General features: G+C 61.1%; 17 protein-coding genes. 10 read left to right on the top strand and 7 right to left on the bottom strand.

The window, feature by feature from the left end:
- Positions 1-166: 166 nt before the first annotated feature.
- Both V3W27_RS17410 and V3W27_RS17405 read right to left on the bottom strand, forming a co-directional pair.
- The gene (locus V3W27_RS17410; RefSeq protein WP_330207146.1) at positions 167-1,000 is read right to left on the bottom strand and encodes an aldo/keto reductase; all 834 of its coding nucleotides are present in this window, start codon (positions 998-1,000) and stop codon (positions 167-169) included.
- Positions 984-2,723, bottom strand: coding sequence for an FAD-dependent oxidoreductase (locus V3W27_RS17405; protein WP_330207145.1), 1,740 nt, complete (start codon positions 2,721-2,723; stop codon positions 984-986). The genes V3W27_RS17410 and V3W27_RS17405 overlap by 17 nt, the downstream gene beginning before the upstream one ends.
- Positions 2,724-2,898: 175 nt before the next feature.
- On the opposite strand from V3W27_RS17405, the gene V3W27_RS17400 reads away from it, so the two are divergent.
- The 4 genes from V3W27_RS17400 (at position 2,899) to V3W27_RS17385 (ending at position 6,641) form a co-directional block, all read left to right on the top strand.
- A complete protein-coding gene (locus V3W27_RS17400) occupies positions 2,899-3,675 on the top strand; it encodes an IclR family transcriptional regulator (RefSeq protein ID WP_330207144.1) in 777 nt (258 codons plus the stop codon).
- 143 nt (positions 3,676-3,818) lie between these two features.
- Positions 3,819-4,880 carry a Gfo/Idh/MocA family protein gene (locus V3W27_RS17395; protein WP_330207143.1) on the top strand — a complete coding sequence of 354 codons (1,062 nt, stop codon included), beginning with the start codon at positions 3,819-3,821 and terminating at the stop codon, positions 4,878-4,880.
- A gap of 2 nt (positions 4,881-4,882) precedes the next feature.
- Positions 4,883-5,698 carry a sugar phosphate isomerase/epimerase family protein gene (locus V3W27_RS17390; protein WP_330207142.1) on the top strand — a complete coding sequence of 272 codons (816 nt, stop codon included), beginning with the start codon at positions 4,883-4,885 and terminating at the stop codon, positions 5,696-5,698.
- Positions 5,699-5,762: 64 nt separating this feature from the next.
- A complete protein-coding gene (locus V3W27_RS17385) occupies positions 5,763-6,641 on the top strand; it encodes a DMT family transporter (protein ID WP_007963736.1) in 879 nt (292 codons plus the stop codon).
- Positions 6,642-6,761: 120 nt separating this feature from the next.
- Here the strand turns inward: V3W27_RS17385 and V3W27_RS17380 are convergent, their stop codons facing one another.
- Positions 6,762-8,099, bottom strand: a complete 1,338-nt coding sequence (locus tag V3W27_RS17380; protein ID WP_330207141.1) for an MFS transporter — start codon at positions 8,097-8,099, stop codon at positions 6,762-6,764.
- A 267-nt stretch (positions 8,100-8,366) separates the two neighbouring features.
- On the opposite strand from V3W27_RS17380, the gene quiC reads away from it, so the two are divergent.
- Both quiC and V3W27_RS17370 read left to right on the top strand, forming a co-directional pair.
- Positions 8,367-10,268 (top strand): 3-dehydroshikimate dehydratase QuiC, encoded by a 1,902-nt coding sequence (gene quiC / locus V3W27_RS17375; protein ID WP_330207140.1) that lies wholly within the window; start codon positions 8,367-8,369, stop codon positions 10,266-10,268.
- A 102-nt stretch (positions 10,269-10,370) separates the two neighbouring features.
- Positions 10,371-11,048 carry a TetR family transcriptional regulator gene (locus tag V3W27_RS17370; protein ID WP_027612854.1) on the top strand — a complete coding sequence of 226 codons (678 nt, stop codon included), beginning with the start codon at positions 10,371-10,373 and terminating at the stop codon, positions 11,046-11,048.
- Positions 11,049-11,165: 117 nt separating this feature from the next.
- On the opposite strand, the gene V3W27_RS17365 is transcribed toward V3W27_RS17370, so the two are convergent.
- Positions 11,166-12,020 carry a shikimate dehydrogenase gene (locus tag V3W27_RS17365; protein ID WP_145598309.1) on the bottom strand — a complete coding sequence of 285 codons (855 nt, stop codon included), beginning with the start codon at positions 12,018-12,020 and terminating at the stop codon, positions 11,166-11,168.
- Complete coding sequence (gene aroQ, locus V3W27_RS17360) at positions 12,017-12,466, bottom strand: type II 3-dehydroquinate dehydratase (protein WP_025108744.1); 450 nt, start codon at positions 12,464-12,466, stop codon at positions 12,017-12,019. The genes V3W27_RS17365 and aroQ overlap by 4 nt, the downstream gene beginning before the upstream one ends.
- 330 nt (positions 12,467-12,796) lie before the next feature.
- Here aroQ and V3W27_RS17355 point away from each other — a divergent pair, with 330 nt between their 5' ends.
- Both V3W27_RS17355 and V3W27_RS17350 read left to right on the top strand, forming a co-directional pair.
- Complete coding sequence (locus V3W27_RS17355) at positions 12,797-13,225, top strand: DUF4160 domain-containing protein (RefSeq protein WP_330207139.1); 429 nt, start codon at positions 12,797-12,799, stop codon at positions 13,223-13,225.
- Positions 13,222-13,668, top strand: coding sequence for a DUF2442 domain-containing protein (locus V3W27_RS17350; RefSeq protein WP_330207138.1), 447 nt, complete (start codon positions 13,222-13,224; stop codon positions 13,666-13,668). Before V3W27_RS17355 ends, V3W27_RS17350 begins: the two co-directional genes overlap by 4 nt.
- Before the next feature lie 55 nt (positions 13,669-13,723).
- Here V3W27_RS17350 and trmA read toward each other — a convergent pair whose 3' ends face one another.
- Together trmA and V3W27_RS17340 are read right to left on the bottom strand one after the other, a co-directional pair.
- Complete coding sequence (gene trmA / locus V3W27_RS17345; protein ID WP_047602591.1) at positions 13,724-14,803, bottom strand: tRNA (uridine(54)-C5)-methyltransferase TrmA; 1,080 nt, start codon at positions 14,801-14,803, stop codon at positions 13,724-13,726.
- Positions 14,800-16,095 carry an NCS2 family permease gene (locus tag V3W27_RS17340; RefSeq protein ID WP_007963748.1) on the bottom strand — a complete coding sequence of 432 codons (1,296 nt, stop codon included), beginning with the start codon at positions 16,093-16,095 and terminating at the stop codon, positions 14,800-14,802. Before V3W27_RS17340 ends, trmA begins: the two co-directional genes overlap by 4 nt.
- Before the next feature lie 224 nt (positions 16,096-16,319).
- On the opposite strand from V3W27_RS17340, the gene V3W27_RS17335 reads away from it, so the two are divergent.
- Both V3W27_RS17335 and V3W27_RS17330 read left to right on the top strand, forming a co-directional pair.
- A complete protein-coding gene (locus V3W27_RS17335) occupies positions 16,320-16,769 on the top strand; it encodes a DUF4879 domain-containing protein (RefSeq protein ID WP_330207137.1) in 450 nt (149 codons plus the stop codon).
- A gap of 66 nt (positions 16,770-16,835) precedes the next feature.
- On the top strand, positions 16,836-17,387 hold the full coding sequence (locus V3W27_RS17330) for a DJ-1 family glyoxalase III (RefSeq protein WP_330207136.1): 552 nt from the start codon (positions 16,836-16,838) through the stop codon (positions 17,385-17,387).
- The last annotated feature ends 1 nt before the right edge of the window (position 17,388 follow it).

The following is a 17,388-nucleotide window of genomic DNA, read 5'->3' as shown; positions in this document are numbered from 1 at the left end:
GGTGATGAGTGTTGCTGGTGTGGGAGTGTGGCGCCAGTCCGGTCGTCCGTCTATTGGCGTACACGCAAACAGGCCCGGCCTCGGGTGACGAGGGCGGGCCTGTTATTGACGAGCGTGTGGGCGACTAATTCAATCCGTTGGCGGATTTCTCTCGGCGCGCTGTGCGTCAGCGATCGAAGGCGTCCCACACCGGGGCGAAATCCGGGCTGACTTGACGCTGATTCTTCGGCAGGGCGGCGATCAGCGCGCGGTCTTCAGCGTCCAGTTCAAACTGCAGCGAAGCCAGGTTCGCCAGTTGATTGGCCCGGCTGCTGGCTTTGGGAATCGCTGCCACGTTGTTCTGATCCAGCAGCCATTTCAACGCCACCTGAGTCGGCAGCACGCCGTGTTTTTCGGCAATCTGCTGAATCTGTGGAATCTCCGAGACCTTGTTGCGCGCCAGCGGTGTGTACGCGGTCAGCGCCAGGTCGTGTTGGCAGGCATAGTCGAGCAGGGCGTTCTGACCGAGCAGGACGTGGTACTCGACCTGGATCGCTGACAGAGGGATGCCGTGTTCCTCGACGACTGTGCGCAGCAGCGGCAGCGGAAAATTCGCCACGCCGATGTTGCGAGCCAGACCTTGCTCCTTGAAGGATGCGAGGGTTTCAAGCGTGCGCGGCAAGTCCCAGTCAGTGCTCGGCCAGTGGATCATGAACAGGTCGACGTACCCGCTGCGCAAAGCCTTGAGGCTTCGTTCCATCGAGTGGCGCATGGCGTCCGGTTGCAACTGGTCCCACCAGACCTTGGTGGTGACATGAATCTGCTCGCGGGGTGTCGGTGTATTCGCCAATGCTTGTCCGACCGCGTCTTCGTTGTTGTAGGCCGCTGCCGTGTCGATGTGCCGGTAGCCGAGTTCCAGGGCCTGCTCGACGGCACGGGTGCATTCGTCGCCGAGCATCGGCCAGGTGCCGAGGCCGAGTTTCGGCATGTTCAAACCCTGGGCGTTAACGATGTGCTGCATGGTCGATCTCCTGTTCGAAAGCAGTGATGCCGGCGATATGCCGGGCGGCGATGTAGCCGAACGTCAGCGCCGGGCCGAGGTTGATCCCGCCTGCCGGATAGTGCCCGCCCATGATGCTGGCCATGTCGCCACCGGCGGCGTAGAGCCCGGCGATGGGCTGGGCATGGGAATCGAGCACTTGCGCCTGCGGGTTGACCTTGAGCCCGGCAAAGGTGCCGAAGCAGCCCGGTTGCACTTTCACGGCATAAAAAGGGCCGGCCTCTATTGGGGCAACGCAAGGGTTGGGAAGGTTCGCCGGATCGCCCTGTTTGCGGTTATAGGGCGTTGCGCCGCGACCGAACGACGGGTCCTCGCCGTGGCGTGCATGGCGGTTGTAGTTCTCCACCGTCTGGCGCAACCCGCTGGGGTCGATGCCGCAGGCGCTGGCCAATTCTTCAAGTGTGTTGCCGGTTTTCAGATAGCCGCTGCGGATAAATCCTGACACCGGAACGGGAAATGGCCGCGACATGCCCAAGCCATAACGCCGTTGAAAGGCACGGCTGCAGATCAGCCACGAGGCGACTTCTTCGCCTTCAGGCGTGGCGGCAACCATGGCGCTGACGTAGTCGTAGTAACCGTTGGCCTCGTTGACGAAGCGCTGGCCGTTGCGCAGTACGCCGATGATTCCCGGTTTACCGCGTTCGATGATGTGTGGGAAATGGCCGATGCTGCCGTCAGCATGCGGCACTTGCGAGACCGGCGCCCAGGCCACGGGCGACGCCAGCTCGGTATTGACCGTGGCACCGACGCTTTCGCCCAGACGCAGGCCATCGCCATTCACCGCCAGCGGCGGCAGTGCCCAGTGTTCATGACCCGTGGGCGTGCGCGGAAACAAGGCCTTGCGCCGTTCGACGTCGTTGGCGAATCCGCCAGCGGCCAGCACCACGGCTTTACGTGCATGAATGCGGATCGGGCCTTTGGCGCTGCTGACCACTGCGCCGCAAACCCCTGCTTCATCACGCAGCAGCTCGGTCACGGGTGCCGACTCCCATAACAAAACGCCAAGGTCCTCGGCGGACTTCGCCAGCCTTGCGACCAATGCCACCCCGTTGACCAATTGCATGGCCCGGCCGTGTACCGCCAGATCGAGCAAGTGTCGGGTAAAACGACGGGTTACATGCCACGCGGCTTTCAGCGAACGGGTGAGATTGAGGAACGCCGAAAGGTCGGCGCCGGCCATGATCGGCATGCCCATGAAGGACGTTTCGCGCATTGTTGTACGCAGGCGCCTGAGCAGGCGTCCGACTGTTCGTCCATCGTAAGGCGCGGCGATGACCGAGCGACCGCCCGTGCCCGCGCCGGGCGTATCGCCATGAATGTCGGCAATAGCGTTGCCGTCGGCAAATTGCAGAGCAGTGTGCTGTTCGAAAAACGCCACCATGTGCGGCCCGGCAGTGAGGAAAGCGTCGACCATTGCCGGGTCGTAATGCTCGCCGAGTTCGTGGCGCAGGTAAGTGCGCGGCTGCTCGACGTCTTCGACGATGCCGGCGCGTCGGGCCAGCGGATTGCACGGCACCCATGCCCAGCCGCCGGACCACGCGGTGGCACCGCCGAACACCGGATCTTTTTCAACCACGATGACCTTCAGACCGTGCCATGCGGCAGTGACCGCTGTGGATAAACCGGCGGCACCGGAGCCGACGACCACAACGTCGCAGTCGATTTCGGGAAGTTCGGCAGGCATCAGGCAAAGCTCCGCAGCTGGGTTTATTGGAATTAGGTTCCAGAAATTAACTAATTATGCGCAGCTGCAACAAGGCATGGTTCAGTAAAGTGGGCGGTTATCGCACGGCCAGTTCCGGATTTCGCTTTGTCTCGGATGTCTTCTAGAATCGGCAAAATTTCACTTGGACCTTCCCATGGCCGGCAGTCAGATCGAACGGGTTTTCAGCGTGCTGGAAAGCCTCACCAGTGAGCCGCGCGGGCTGCCGATGCAGACCCTGGCCGAGCAACTGGACATCCCGAAAAGTGCCACGCACCGGATGCTCGCGGAGCTGATTCGCCTGGGCTACGTGCGACAGAATGCCGAGACTTTGCGCTATCACCTGTCGACCAAACTGGTGGCGATGGGGTTTCAGTACCTGTCGAGCAGCGGTGCCGACATCGTGCAACCAGTGCTGGATCGACTGGCTCAGGAAACCGGCGAACTGGTGCGTCTGGGGGTGATCGATGGCGAGCGCCAGACCTGGATCGCCAAGGCACAGGGCGCACGCACGGGCTTGCGTTATGACCCGGACATGGGTCGCGATGCGCCGCTGTTCTACACCGCTTCCGGGCACGCGTGGTTGGCCTGCATGAGCGATGCCGAAGCGTTATCGATGGTTGAGCGCCAGGGCGCGGAAGTACCGGTGGGCGTCGGGCCGAATGCGCCGCGCTCCAATATCGAACTGCTGGAGCGCCTGCGCCTGGCGCGGGAACAGGGTTATGCCTGTGTCGAGGAAAGTTCGGCGTTGGGCACCTCGGCGATTGCCGCGGTGGTCAAGCATCCGGTTGACGGGCGAGTGATCGGCGTACTGAGCATTGCCGGGCCGAGCGCACGGATGCCCGGCGCGCGACTGCACGAATTGGCGCCGCTGCTGATGAAGTTCACGGAGGAATTGTCGGCGGCGAGTCTGGCGTCCGAATTGTTCATCTGACCCGCGCCTGTAGATTCAGAGGCGAGTACAAAGTTGTGCGGTGTTCGCACGGTTTTCCCATCACTGGGTGTTTGATTGTGGAACGCGGTTCTAAATTGTTGCTGGAGTGACATTTCCAACAACAATCACAAGAGGATCGCGCCTTGACTCCGCCCCTTCGTATCGCCCTGATCGGCGCTGGCAACATGGGCCAGCAGCATTACCAGCATTTGCAAACCCTCGAAGAAGCCCGGTTGTGCGCAGTGGCCGATCCCGGCCCGCAGGCTCCAGCGCTGGCGGCGCAGTGGGGCGTGGCGTATTTCGCCGATCACCGGCAGATGCTGGAGCAGGTGCGGCCCGACGCGGTGATCGTGGCCAATCCGAATAATCAGCACGTCAGCACGGCGCTGGATTGCCTCGCCGCCGGGGTTCCGGTGTTGCTGGAGAAACCGGTGGGCGTGCATCTGGATGAGGCACGCGAACTGGTGGCGGCAGTCAAACGCAGTGGCGTGCCGGTGCTGGTCGGCCACCATCGGCGGCACAATCCGTTGATCGTGCGTGCCCACCAATTGTTGCTCAGCGGCGCGCTCGGGCGGCTGACCACGGTTACTGCACTGTTCCAGTTACGCAAACCCGACCGATATTTCGAGGTTCCGTGGCGCCGTGAACCGGGGGCGGGCCTGTTGCTGACCAATCTGATTCATGACCTCGATCTGCTGCGCCACCTGTGCGGTGAAGTGCAGTCGGTGCAGGCCATCACCGACAACGCGGTGCGTGGTTTTGCCAACGAAGACAGCGTCGCGGTGTTACTGCAATTTACCGACGGTGCATTGGGCACGCTGAGCGGTTCCGATGCGGTCGCCGCGCCGTGGAGTTGGGAGCTGGATTCCGGGGAGAACCCGGTCTATCCGCGTCAGGTCGATCAGCCGTGTTATCTGCTGGCGGGCACCGCCGGGGCGCTGAGCATTCCGCAACTCAAGCGCTGGCATTACCCTGCCGATCAAATCGATGCCGGTTGGCACGAGCCTTTGCTCGCGGTGCAAGAGCATTGCGCAGCCGGGGACGCGTTGCGTTTGCAGTTGCAACACTTTGTGCAGGTCGCGCGGCGTGAAGTCGAACCCTTGGTCAGTGCCGCCGATGCCGCGCGAACATTGGCACTGGTCGAGGCGATTCGCGAGGCGGCGGCCAGCGGCCGTGCCTGTTGCCCAGCAGCGGTCGAGGCTTGAGCATGAACGAACGAATCCTGTCCCTGGCCAGTCTCACCGTGCTCGAATTGTCGCCACCGCAAATGGTCGAGGTCGCGGCGCGTGCCGGTTACAGCCATGTCGGCCTGCGCCTGGAACCGGCGACGGCGGAGGAATATCACTTTCCGCTGGTGGCCGATGGTGATCTGCGGCGTCAGACGTTGAGGCGTTTGCGCGACACTGGCATCGCGGTGCTCGATGTGGAAATCCTGCGTCTGAAACCGCAAACCGTGGTTGCCGATTTCGACAAGCTGCTGGCCGTTGGCGCGGAGTTTGGCGCCAGTGAATTACTGGTCGCCGGCAATGATCCTGACGAACAACGGCTCACCGACAACTTTGCCGCGCTGTGTGATCTGGCGGCGCCTTACGGTTTGCATCCGCATCTGGAGTTCATGCCCTGGACCGATGCGCGCAACCTCGAACAGGCGTTGCGCATCGTTGCCAATGCCGACCGGGAAAACGCCGCGGTGCTGGTCGATGCCTTTCATTTCGATCGCTCCGGTTCACGGCTGGAGGATCTGGCCCACGTCGCACCTGCGCGCCTGCGTTATGCGCAATTGTGTGATGTGGCGGGACCGAGACCGGCGGACATGGCCGAGATCTTGCGTCAGGCTCGCAACGAACGGCGGTTTCCCGGCGAGGGCGATTGCGACCTGCACGGTTTGTTGCGCAGTCTGCCAGCTAATATTCCACTGAGCCTGGAGATCCCCACGGTAAAACTGCTGGAGCAGGGCGTCAGCGGATTGCAACGAGCGCAGATGGCGCTCAACAGGACGCGGGAATTGTTGGCGCAGTTGTAAGTCAGTTTTTGTGGCGGGGCGCCAGCGTCCTCGCCACTGTTTATTTTTCCTTCAGAGATATCCAATGACCGTCAGCACCCCGCTCTCCGGTGTCAACCAACCCTTCAAGGGGATCCTGCTGATTGTCGTGGCGACTTTCCTGTTCTCCAGCCACGATGCGCTGTCGAAATACCTCTCGGGTTTCTACCCGATCGTCATGGTGGTATGGGCGCGGTATCTGGTGCACACCTTGCTGATGGCGGGAATTTTCCTGCCGCAATCAGGGTTGCGTGTGCTGCGCACCAAACGACCGTTATGGCAGTTGGCGCGGGCGCTGTGCCTGCTCGGCACCAGTCTGTTTTTCACCACGGCGCTGCTGTATATCCCGCTGGCCGAGGCCACGGCGGTCAACTTTCTCGCGCCGGTGCTGGTGACGGCGCTGTCGGTGCCGTTGCTCAAGGAACGGGTGACGCGCGGGCAGTGGATCGCGGTGATCTGCGGTTTTATCGGGGTGCTGATCATCGTCCATCCGGGAGGCGAGTTGTTCACCCCGGCGGTGCTGCTGCCATTCTGCTCGGCGCTGTTTTTCTGCTTCTATCAACTGCTGACGCGCAAACTCAGTGAGGTCGACAGTCCGACCACCAGCAACTTCTTCGCTGGTCTGTGCAACACGCTGGTGATGAGTGCGTTGGTGCCGTTCTTCTGGCAGGTGCCGACCTTGTCGCACGCCGTGTTGATGCTGGCGCTGGGCAGTTGCGGGATGACCGCGCACCTGTTTCTGACCCAGGCGTTCCGCCATGCCGCGCCGGCATTGCTGGCGCCGTTCGGCTACTGCCAGATCGTGTTTGCCGGGTTGTTGGGGTGGGTGGTGTTCAATCACACGCCGAGTCTGTTGACGGTGATCGGGATTGCGGTGATCTGCTGCAGCGGCCTGGCGGCGGCTTGGCAGCAGAGCCGCAGATGAGAGAGATAAATAACCCTGTGGGAGCGGGCTTGCTCGCGAAGGCGGTGTTTCAGTCGACATCTTCAGTGACTGACTGGACGCTTTCGCGAGCAAGCACGCTCCCACAGGGGGGCAGGCCGGTTACTGGGTGACGTCTGGAATCTTGCGCGGTGCCATGAAGTACATCCAGGTCAGGGCAATGAAGTACATCGCCGGGATCAGGGTGAACAGCACCGTGTAGTTATTGTTGGTGACGGTCAGGATGTGGCCGACGATCTGGGTCATGAACATCCCGCCGATCGCTGCGCACATGCCGCCGAAACCGAACACCGTGCTCATCATGTGCTTGGGCGTGTAGTCCATCACCAGGCTCCAGATGTTCGCGGTCCAGGCCTGATGCGCGCCAATCGCCAGGGAGATTGCCGCGACGGCGACCCACAGATTGCTTGAGCCGGCGGCCATGATCACGCCGATGATGCAGCAGGCGAACAGGAACATCGACAGCAGCCGCGCCTTGATCGAGTTCATGCCGCGACCGATCAGGAACGAAGACAGAATCCCGCCGCCCACGCTGCCGAAGTCAGCGGTGACGTAAATGATGATCAGCGGAATGCCCATCTGGGTGACGTTGATACCCAGGTTGTATTGCTGATTGAGAAACGGCGGCAGCCAGTACAGGTAGAACCAGAACACCGGCGCGGTCAGCGAATAGGCGAGGGCGAACGCCCAGGTGCCGCGCATGCGCAGGATGCGTGAAAACGGTACGCGGGCCTGTTCCGGTTCGACTTCCTGTTGGATGTAGTCGAGTTCGGATTTTTTCACCCGTGGATGATCTTCCGGGTTGAAGTATTTCAGGCCCCAGAACAGCAGCCAGATCCCACCGAGTGCCGACATGCACAGGAACGCCGCCTGCCAGCCCCACACGTGAAGAATCAGCGGCAGCAGCATCGGCGTGAACATGGCGCCGACGTTGGTCCCGGCGTTGAAGATGCCGGTGGCCACGGCGCGTTCACCGGCGGGGAACCACAGGCGCGTGGTTTTCACGCAGGCCGGGTAGTTGGCTGCTTCGGTCAGGCCGAGGATGAACCGGCAGACCATGAAGCCGACGGCCGACGTCGCCAGACCGTGGGCGCCGGTGGCCAGGCTCCAGAGCAGCACCGCGCAGAAGAACACGCGTTTGACGCCGACGCGGTCGATCAGCCGTCCTTGCAGCACGAAGCCGATCGCGTAGCCGACCTGAAACCAGAAGTTGATGTTGGCGTAATCCATCGCCGTCCAGCTCATTTCCTTGGCGAGGATCGGCTGCATGACGCCGAGGGCGGCGCGGTCGATGTAGTTCAGGGTCGTGGCGAAAAACACCAGCGCCAGCATGCCCCAACGGGTCTTGCCGACAGCCATGGCGCCGCGGATCTTGTCGCCGATGCCACCCGTGGCAGTGCTCATGGCCGGGGCCATGCGGGAAGTCTGTGAAGGAATCATTGTTCCACCCGTTTTTGAATTTGTTATGTGGTGTTGTTTGCACGCACTGCGACCGAAGGTTCATTTCCGGACTCAATGTGAAGTCGATGGTGGGCAGTGGACGAAAAATCGTCAATTCGCCGAAACGCCATAGTGTTCGATAATCGCACGCAAAACTAACCGGCTGGTACACTTTAAATTGCTGCTGAAGACGATGCAGCCAATAATTTCCTCACGATAAAAAATGATCCCCTGTAAAAAACTGCAGCGCAGTCCGGGAGTAGCAACATGCAGCGTTCCATTGCCACCGTTTCCCTGAGCGGCACCCTGCCGGAAAAGCTCGAAGCCATTGCCGCCGCCGGGTTCGACGGGGTCGAAATCTTCGAAAACGATCTGCTGTATTACGATGGCAGTCCGCGGGAAATCAGGCAGATGTGCGCTGACCTGGGGATCGCCATCACGCTGTTCCAGCCGTTCCGCGATTTTGAAGGCTGCCGCCGTGATCGGCTGGCGCGCAATCTGGAACGGGCCGAGCGCAAATTCGACCTGATGCAGGAACTGGGCACCGATCTGGTGCTGGTCTGCAGCAACGCCTCGGCGGACAGCGTCGGCGACCGGCAGATTCTGGTCGATGACCTGCGGCTGTTGGCCGAACATGCAGGCGCTCGCGGGTTGCGTATCGGCTATGAAGCGCTGGCCTGGGGCCGGCACGTCAATACTTATCAACAGGTCTGGGACATCGTGCGCCAGGCCGATCACCCGGCGCTCGGCGTGCTGCTGGACAGCTTTCACACCTTGTCGCTGAAAGGTGATCCAAGCGCGATTGCCGACATTCCCGGCGACAAGATCTTCTTTGTGCAAATGGCCGACGCGCCGATCCTCGCCATGGACGTCCTGGAGTGGAGCCGGCATTTTCGTTGCTTCCCGGGGCAGGGCGAATTCGATCTGCCGGGGTTCCTCGCGCCAATCATCCAGAGCGGTTACACCGGGCCGTTGTCGCTGGAGATCTTCAACGATGGCTTCCGCGCCGCACCGCCACGGGCCAATGCTGCCGATGGTCTGCGTTCGCTGCTGTATCTGGAAGAGAAAACCCGTCAGCGCCTGGAACAGCAAACAACGCCGGTGGCCAACCGCGACATCCTCTTCGAAACGCCGCAAGCCAGCGAGTACAACGGCATCGAGTTTCTTGAGTTCGCCGTCGACGAAAGCCTCGGCGCCAAACTGAGCAACTGGCTGGAGCGCCTGGGCTTCGTCAAGGCTGGACAGCACCGCTCCAAGAGCGTGAGCCTGTTGCGCCAGGGCGATATCAACCTGATCCTCAACGCCGAACCGTACTCGTTCGGCCACAGCTTTTTCGAGGCCCACGGCCCGTCGCTGTGTGCCACCGCCGTGCGGGTCAAGGACAGCGCCAGCGCCCTGGCCCGCGCCGTCGCCTACAAGGGCCAGCCCTATCGCGGCCTGGTCGGCCCCAACGAACTGGAACTGGCCGCGGTGCGTGCGCCGGACGGCAGCCTGATTTATCTGGTGGATGAGGCGGCGGACGTTTATGGCACCGACTTCAATCTGCTGCCGAACGCTCAGGCCCGTGGCGGCCTCAAGCGCATTGATCACATGGCCATGGCGCTGCCGGCCGACAGCCTCGACAGCTGGGTGCTGTTCTACAAGAGCCTGCTGGATTTCGAGGCCGACGATGAAGTGGTGCTGCCCGATCCGTACGGTCTGGTGAAAAGCCGGGCGTTGCGCAGCCGCGACAGCTCGATCCGTCTACCGCTGAACATCTCCGAGAATCGCAACACCGCGATCTCCCACGCGCTGTCGAGTTATCGCGGCTCCGGTGTGCATCACATCGCCTTCGATTGTGATGACATCTTCGCCGAAGTCAGCCGCGCCAAAGAAGCTGGTGTGCCGTTGCTGGATATCCCGCTCAACTATTACGACGACCTCGCCGCGCGCTTCGATTTCGACGACGAGTTCCTCAGCGAGCTGGCGTACTACAACGTGCTCTACGACCGCGACGCGCAGGGCGGCGAGCTGTTCCACGTGTACACCGAGCCGTTCGAGGGGCGCTTCTTCTTCGAGATCATCCAGCGTAAAAACGGCTATGCCGGTTATGGTGCGGCGAACGTTGCGGTCCGTCTGGCGGCGATGGCCAAGTCACGCAGCGGTGCGGTGCGTCAGGCGAAGTTGTAGGAATTTCGTAAGCGCGGGATTAAACACGAGCCGCGTGGCTTCCTTCACTGTGCAGCGCGGCCCATAATCGCCAACCTGTGCAGTGATGGCCGTGAGCCCGCAATGACAATGACTTCAGAACTCCCCGCCGCTCCCGTCGAATCCGGTATCGAGCCGCGCAAGAGTCGCAAGAACAACCCGGAAAAAACCCGCGAGAACATCCTGCAGGAGGCGATCGTCGAGTTCGTCCAGCAGGGCTTGTCCGGCGCCCGCGTCGACGCGATCGCCGAGCGTATCCACACCTCCAAACGCATGATCTATTACTACTTCGGCAGTAAGGAGCAGTTGTACGTCGAGGTGCTGGAGAAGCTTTACGGCGACATCCGCAGCACCGAAAACCGCCTGCACCTGGCCGAGTTGCCGCCGGTGGTGGCGATCCGTCGACTGGTGGAATTCACCTTCGATCACCACGACCGCAACGTCGATTTCGTGCGCATCGTCTGTATCGAAAATATTCACAACGCCGAGTTCGTGAAGCGTTCGGACACGATCAAGGCGATGAACAATACGATCCTCGATTCACTGGGCGAGATTTTGCGTCGCGGTGCCGAGGAGGGTGTCTTCCGCGCCGGGCTGGACGCGCTGGATGTGCACTTGCTGATCAGCTCGTTCTGTTTCTACCGCGTCTCGAATCGCCATACGTTCGGTGAGATTTTTCAGATCGACTTGCCGGACGAAAGCATCAAGCAGCGTCATCGCGAGATGATCTGCGAGTCGGTGTTGCGCTACTTGCAGCCGTGACACCTACCCATTGTGGGAGCGGGCTTGCTCGCGAAGGCGGTGTGTCAGCCTATACATCTGGCGCCTGATACACCGCTTTCGCGAGCAAGCCCGCTCCCACAGGATCGATGTTTATCTTCAGCCATTCATGCTTTGAAAATGCGCCAGCATCCGCTGTGCGTCCGGCACCACGCCGCTGAACAATTCAAACGCCTTCACCGCTTGAAACACCGCCATGTTGCCGCCGTCCAGCGTGCGGCAACCCAAGGCGCGGGCGTTGCGCAGCAGTTCGGTTTCCAGCGGGAAGTAAACGATCTCCGCGACCCACAACTCCTTGCGCAGCAACTCCACCGGCACCGGCATCCCCGGCAGTTTGGCCATGCCCATCGGCGTGGTATTCACCAGACCATCGGCCTGATTCAGCGTGCCCGGCAGATCTCGCCCGGCGACGGCGCGGCCTGAGCCGAAATGCTGGTTCAGGTTGTTCGCCAGACTCTCGGCGCGCTCGCGGTCGACATCGAAAATACTCAGCTGCTGTACGCCTTCACTCAACAGCGCGTGGGCCACTGCCGCTCCCGCACCGCCGGCGCCCATCTGGACGACACGCTCACGGGCGACATCCTGCAAGCCGCGACGAAAACCTTCGGCAAAACCCAGGCAGTCGGTGTTGTGGCCGATGCGTTTGCCGTCCTTGAGCACCACGGTGTTGACCGCGCCGATGCCCCGGGCTTCCGGCGACAGCTCATCGAGCAGCGGGATGATCGCCTGCTTGCACGGGAAAGTGATGTTCAGACCGGTGTAGTTCATCCGCTCGGCCGCCTGCAGCAAGTCGGGCAGGGCGTTGCTGTCGAGTTGCAACTGATCGAGGTCGATCAGCCGATACAGGTAGCGCAAGCCTTGGGCGTCGCCCTCATGTTCATGCAGTGCTGGCGTGCGCGAGGCTTGAATACCCGCACCGATCAGGCCAGCCAGTATTACCGGTTTACGGGTCATGCTGCGCGCCCCTTCAGTCGCTGACTGAAATGCTCCAGGGCCAGGCGATAGCCATGGCTGCCGAAGCCGCACATCACCGCCGTGGCGATGGCCGAGACAAACGAGTGGTGGCGGAACGGCTCACGCGCATGCACGTTGGACAGGTGCACTTCGATCACAGGCAACTCACTGGCCACCAGCGCGTCGCGGATTGCCACCGAGGTGTGCGTCCACGCGGCCGGGTTGATCACGATCCCGGCGCAGCGGCCGCGTGCCGCATGAATCCAGTCGAGCAATTCGCCTTCGTGATTGGTCTGGCGAAACTCCACGGCCAGGCCGAATTCTTCGGCAGCGCGGCCGCACAGAGCAGAAATATCAGCCAGGGTTTCGTGACCGTAGGTCGCCGGTTCACGAGTGCCGAGCAGGTTCAGGTTCGGGCCGTTGAGCACCAGAACGATAGGGGGCATGGGGGCAAACTCCACTTATTGTTTTTGGCTTGGGCCGAAGGTTTCAGCCTGTGGAGGTAAAATGTACCAGATGGTTACCATGGTCAATTGAACTGATTTAACCCGATGGTTTTGTGTTCGGTGATCGCACAAAAGCTACATCGCATTCAGATTTTCCGAATTGTATCGACAGTTTTGCTTACGTTTTTTTTCGAAGATGCAGCGCTTCCTCATCCGTGCCGACGCTAGTCTGAATGTGGTGAAAGGCATTGAGGTGCTGTGCAGCACCGGCCGTCGGATTTGAAAGGAAAATCGAATCCTGAAACTTATTAACCTAACGGATGGGTTAGCATGAAAGTATGCAACTACAAGGGATTGTCGATAAGCATCATGTTGCGAGATGAGCATTGCCCGCCACATGTTCACGTTAATACAGGCGCCTGGAATGCCCGATTTCAGTTCAGTTTCTGGCACAACGACATTGAACTGTGGGATGTCGTGCCGCTTTCACGTCGACCGCCGCTGGCGTTGCTGGAAGGATTGTGTCGATCACTGGGGCAACCTGCTCATCTGCGTCGCGCACGAGGGATCTGGTGGTCAGTCTTGCAGACAGTTTGTCTCGACAATCAGGTGTGGGACTGCGAGTCAAACGAAGTCCCCGTGATGAAACCGGTCACCGCTACGACCTACAGGATCAGTTCGGCGCGTTATGAGCCAGAAGCAGACAAGACTGTTCTGACATTGCTCGGCAAACTGGCAGGAGTTGAAATCGATTTATGAAAGTCATCAAGGCAAAGCCGTCCGTACATCGTTCGCTGACGGAAGAAGTGCTCGATGCCGCGATAAAACGTGGCGAAGCGCGCCAATCTAGCAGCTTGCAGGCTTTTTCTGTGACCTTTGAAAGCCCGTCTCTGGTCATTCGTTTTGAAGACGGTAGCGGTGTGTTGCTACCGGTGAGCCAGTATTCGGAGTTCGACGGGTTTGATTCAGACGATTATGCGAACCTGACAGTCGGCTATGCAGGCACTGCGCTTTGCCACGAGGGCAAAGACCTCGACGTTTCCATCTCCGGAATGATTTCGGCGAGCCCGTCACTCATGAGGATGGCGGCTTCGGTGGTTGCGTCGCGTAACGGTCGTCAAAGCAGTGCGGCAAAATCCGAAGCTGCACGAGCAAATGGCAAGAAGGGCGGGCGTCCACGTAAGACCGACACTGCACCGTAAGCACCCACAAAAAAGCCGTCAATCACGACGGCTTTCTCGTATCCGGCATTCGCCATCAACGCCGGGTCAGCAACACCCCGGACTCCATGTGATGTGTCCATGGGAACTGGTCGAACATCGCGCAGCGGGTGATGCGGTGCGTGTCGTGCAGTTGGGCGATGTTGGCCGCGAGGGTTTCCGGGTTGCAGGAGATGTACAGGATGTTGTCGAAGCGCCGGGTCAGCTCGCAGGTGTCCGGGTCCATGCCGGCACGCGGCGGGTCGACGAATACGCTACCGAACTCGTAGCTCTTCAGGTCGATGCCTTGCAGGCGACGGAACGGGCGCACCTCGTTCAGCGCTTCGGTCAGCTCTTCGGCGGACAGCCGTACCAGCGTGACGTTATCCACAGCGTTTTCGCTGAGGTTGCTCAGTGCGGCGTTGACCGAGGTCTTGCTGATCTCGGTGGCCAGCACTTTGCGCACACGGGTGGCGAGCGGCAGGGTGAAGTTGCCGTTGCCGCAATACAGCTCCAGCAGATCGTCGGGACGATCGCCCAGCGCTTCGTAGGCCCAGTTCAGCATCTTCTGGTTCACCGTGCCATTGGGCTGGGTGAATGCGCCTTCCGGCTGGCGGTAGCTGAAGGTGCGACCACCGACGTCGAGTTTCTCCACCACGTAATCGTGGCCGATGACTTCGCGTTTGCCCTTGGAACGGCCGATGACGCTGACGTTGAGATCAGCCGCCAACTTCGACGCGGCCGCATGCCAGTGTTCGTCCAGCGGACGGTGATAGCACAGGGTAATCATCGCATCGCCGGCCAGGGTGGTCAGGAACTCCACCTGGAACAGCTTGTGGCTCAGCGCCGAACTGGCCTGCCATGCCGCCTTGAGCTGCGGCATCAACTGGTTGATGCGCAGGCTGGCAATCGGGAACTCTTCGATCAGGATCGGCGTGCGTTTGTCGTCCTGGGAAAACATCGCGTAGTGCCGCTCACCGGCCTCGCGCCACAGGCGAAATTCCGCGCGCAGGCGGAAGTTCTGCAGCGGCGAGTCGAACACGGTCGGCTCTGGTGCATCGAACGGGGCCAGCAGGTCACGCAAACGCGTGACCTTGTCTTCGAGCTGAGTGGCGTAGGCCTGGGAATCGAAAGTCATGCGTTGAACCAACCCAACTTGATCACGAACAGAATCGACAGAATCACCAGCGCCGGGTTCAGCTCACGGGCGCGGCCCGACAGCAGCTTGATCACGGTCCAGGAGATGAAACCGAAAGCGATGCCATTGGCGATCGAGTAAGTGAATGGCATGGCCAGCGCGGTAACCACCACCGGTGCGGCGACGGTGATGTCTTCCCAGTCAATTTCCGCCAGGCCCGACGTCATCAGCACGGCGACGAACAGCAGCGCCGGTGCGGTGGCGAATGCCGGAACGCTGGCCGCCAGTGGCGAGAAGAACAGCGCCAACAGGAACAGGATCGCCACGACGATCGCCGTCAGACCGGTCCGGCCGCCAGCGCTCACGCCGGCAGCGGATTCGATGTAGCTGGTGGTGGTCGAAGTACCCAGCAGCGAGCCGGCCATCGCCGCGGTGCTGTCGGCGATCAGTGCCCGGCCCATTTTCGGCATGTGGCCGTCCTTGCCCATCAGGCCGGCGCGTTTGGCGACGCCGATCAGGGTGCCGGAGTTGTCGAACAGGTCGACGAACAGGAAGGCGAAGATCACGCTGACCAGACCAATGTCCAGCGCGCCCTTGATGTCCAGTTGCATGAAGGTCGGGGCCAGCGAAGGTGGCATCGAGGTCACGCCGCCGAACGGGGTGAAGCCCATGGCGATGGAAATGATGGTCACTGCCAGAATGCCGATCAGCACTGCGCCGCGCACTTTCAGCGCTTCGAGGGCGACGATCAGGGCGAAGCCGAGGGTGGCGAGGATCGGCGCGGGGGCTTTCAGGTCACCGAGGCCGACCATGGTCGCCGGGTTGCTGACCACGATGCCCGCGTTGTGCAGGGCGATCAGCGCCAGGAACAGGCCGATACCGGCGGCAATCGCCGAGCGCAGCGGCAGCGGGATGCTGTTGATGATCCATTCGCGGATGCGGAAGATCGACAGCAGGAAGAAGCACACTGCCGAGATGAACACCGCGCCCAGCGCCACTTGCCAGGTGTGGCCCATGTGCAGGACCACGGTGTAAGTGAAGAAGGCGTTCAGGCCCATGCCTGGCGCGAGGGCGATCGGGTAGTTGGCGATCAGGCCCATGATGGTCGAGCCGATGGCGGCTGCCAGACAGGTGGCAACGAACACTGCGCCCTTGTCCATGCCGGTCTCGCCGAGGATGCTCGGGTTGACGAACAGAATGTAGGCCATGGCCAGGAAGGTCGTGACGCCCGCCAGAATCTCGGTACGCACGTTGGTGTTGTGTGCCTTGAGTTGAAACAGCCTTTCCAGCATGTCTGCTCCCCGTGGCGCGCGCGGCGCCGTGAATGTATCGACCTCAACAGCAAAGCACAGACCGTCGCAAGCGCCTGGGATTTTGTGGTGGGCCGGAAAAAGCCGCGCATCATACCAGCAGCGTGAGGAATATGGCGGTTGTTGGTGCCGAACGTCGTCGAAGTTTTGCCACAGGGCCAACTGCGCCATACTGCGCGCTGAATTTTTTGGGGAAATACGATCACATGGGCAAGCGCTGGATAAAGGCTTTCGGGGTAATGGCCGGGCTGATGGCCGGGTCGACGGCGGCGCTGGCAGCCTCGGCGCCACCGTTGACTGAAGTGAAGGTGATAAAGGTTCAGTCGCCGGCCTGTGGTCTGGAAGACATCGGTGATAACCAGCCGCAAACCCAATGCGATCACAGCGGCCCGAGCATCAAGGTGTTCGTGCTGGAAATCGGCTATGGTCAGAACCAGCCGCATGCCACGCTGGACGGTTTTGAAGTCAACGGCACCCGGGAGCCGGTGTGCGCTTTCGATAACGGCAACCTGACCGAGTGCAAGCCCGGCAGCAACACCGTCGGCTCACTGTATACCTTCGATCTGGCGGGCAAGCAGGAAGGCACCTTCACCTTCAGTAACACCTCGATCAACGCGCCACGCAACACCCTGTCGGCCCAGCTTTACATCAAGTAACGGCTGTCATCGAACAGGCAGGGCAAAGCTGACTACGCTTTAAAGATCACCCAGCGGATAGCGCCCATGACCTTTAGAGCCCTGATTACCCTCGCCGAGGGCATCGATGATCTGCAAAGCGTGACCCTGATCGATGTGCTGCGCCGCGCCGGCGTCGAAGTCGTGGCGGCCAGCATCGAAGGCCGGCGCATGCTGACCTGCGCCCGCGGTACGCGCCTGACAGCGGACGGCATGCTGGTTGATGTACTGGCGCAGACCTTCGACCTGATCGTCCTGCCCGGTGGTGCCGTCGGCGCCCAACATCTCGCGGCGCATCAGCCACTGCAACAATTGCTCAAGGACCAGGCCAGCGCCGGACGCCTGTTCGCCGCCATCGGCGAAGCCCCAGCCATCGCCCTGCAAGCCTCAGGCGTATTACGCCAACGCCGCATGACCTGCCTGCCGAGTGCCAGTCATCAATTGTCGGGCTGTACGTTTGTTGATCAACCGGTGGTGGTCGACGGCAATTGCATCACCGCCCAAGGCTCCGGTGGCGCACTGGCGTTTGCCCTGACGCTGGTGGAGCAGCTTGGTGGCAAGGCGTTGCGGGCGAAAGTGGCGGGGGAGATGTTGGTTTGAT

This window comes from Pseudomonas sp. AM14(2022) (genome assembly GCF_036346455.1).
In the GTDB taxonomy this organism is placed as follows: domain Bacteria; phylum Pseudomonadota; class Gammaproteobacteria; order Pseudomonadales; family Pseudomonadaceae; genus Aquipseudomonas; species Aquipseudomonas putida_A.
The sequence above is the reverse complement of the archived record's forward strand: the minus strand, read 5'-3'. Positions and strand labels throughout refer to the sequence as shown.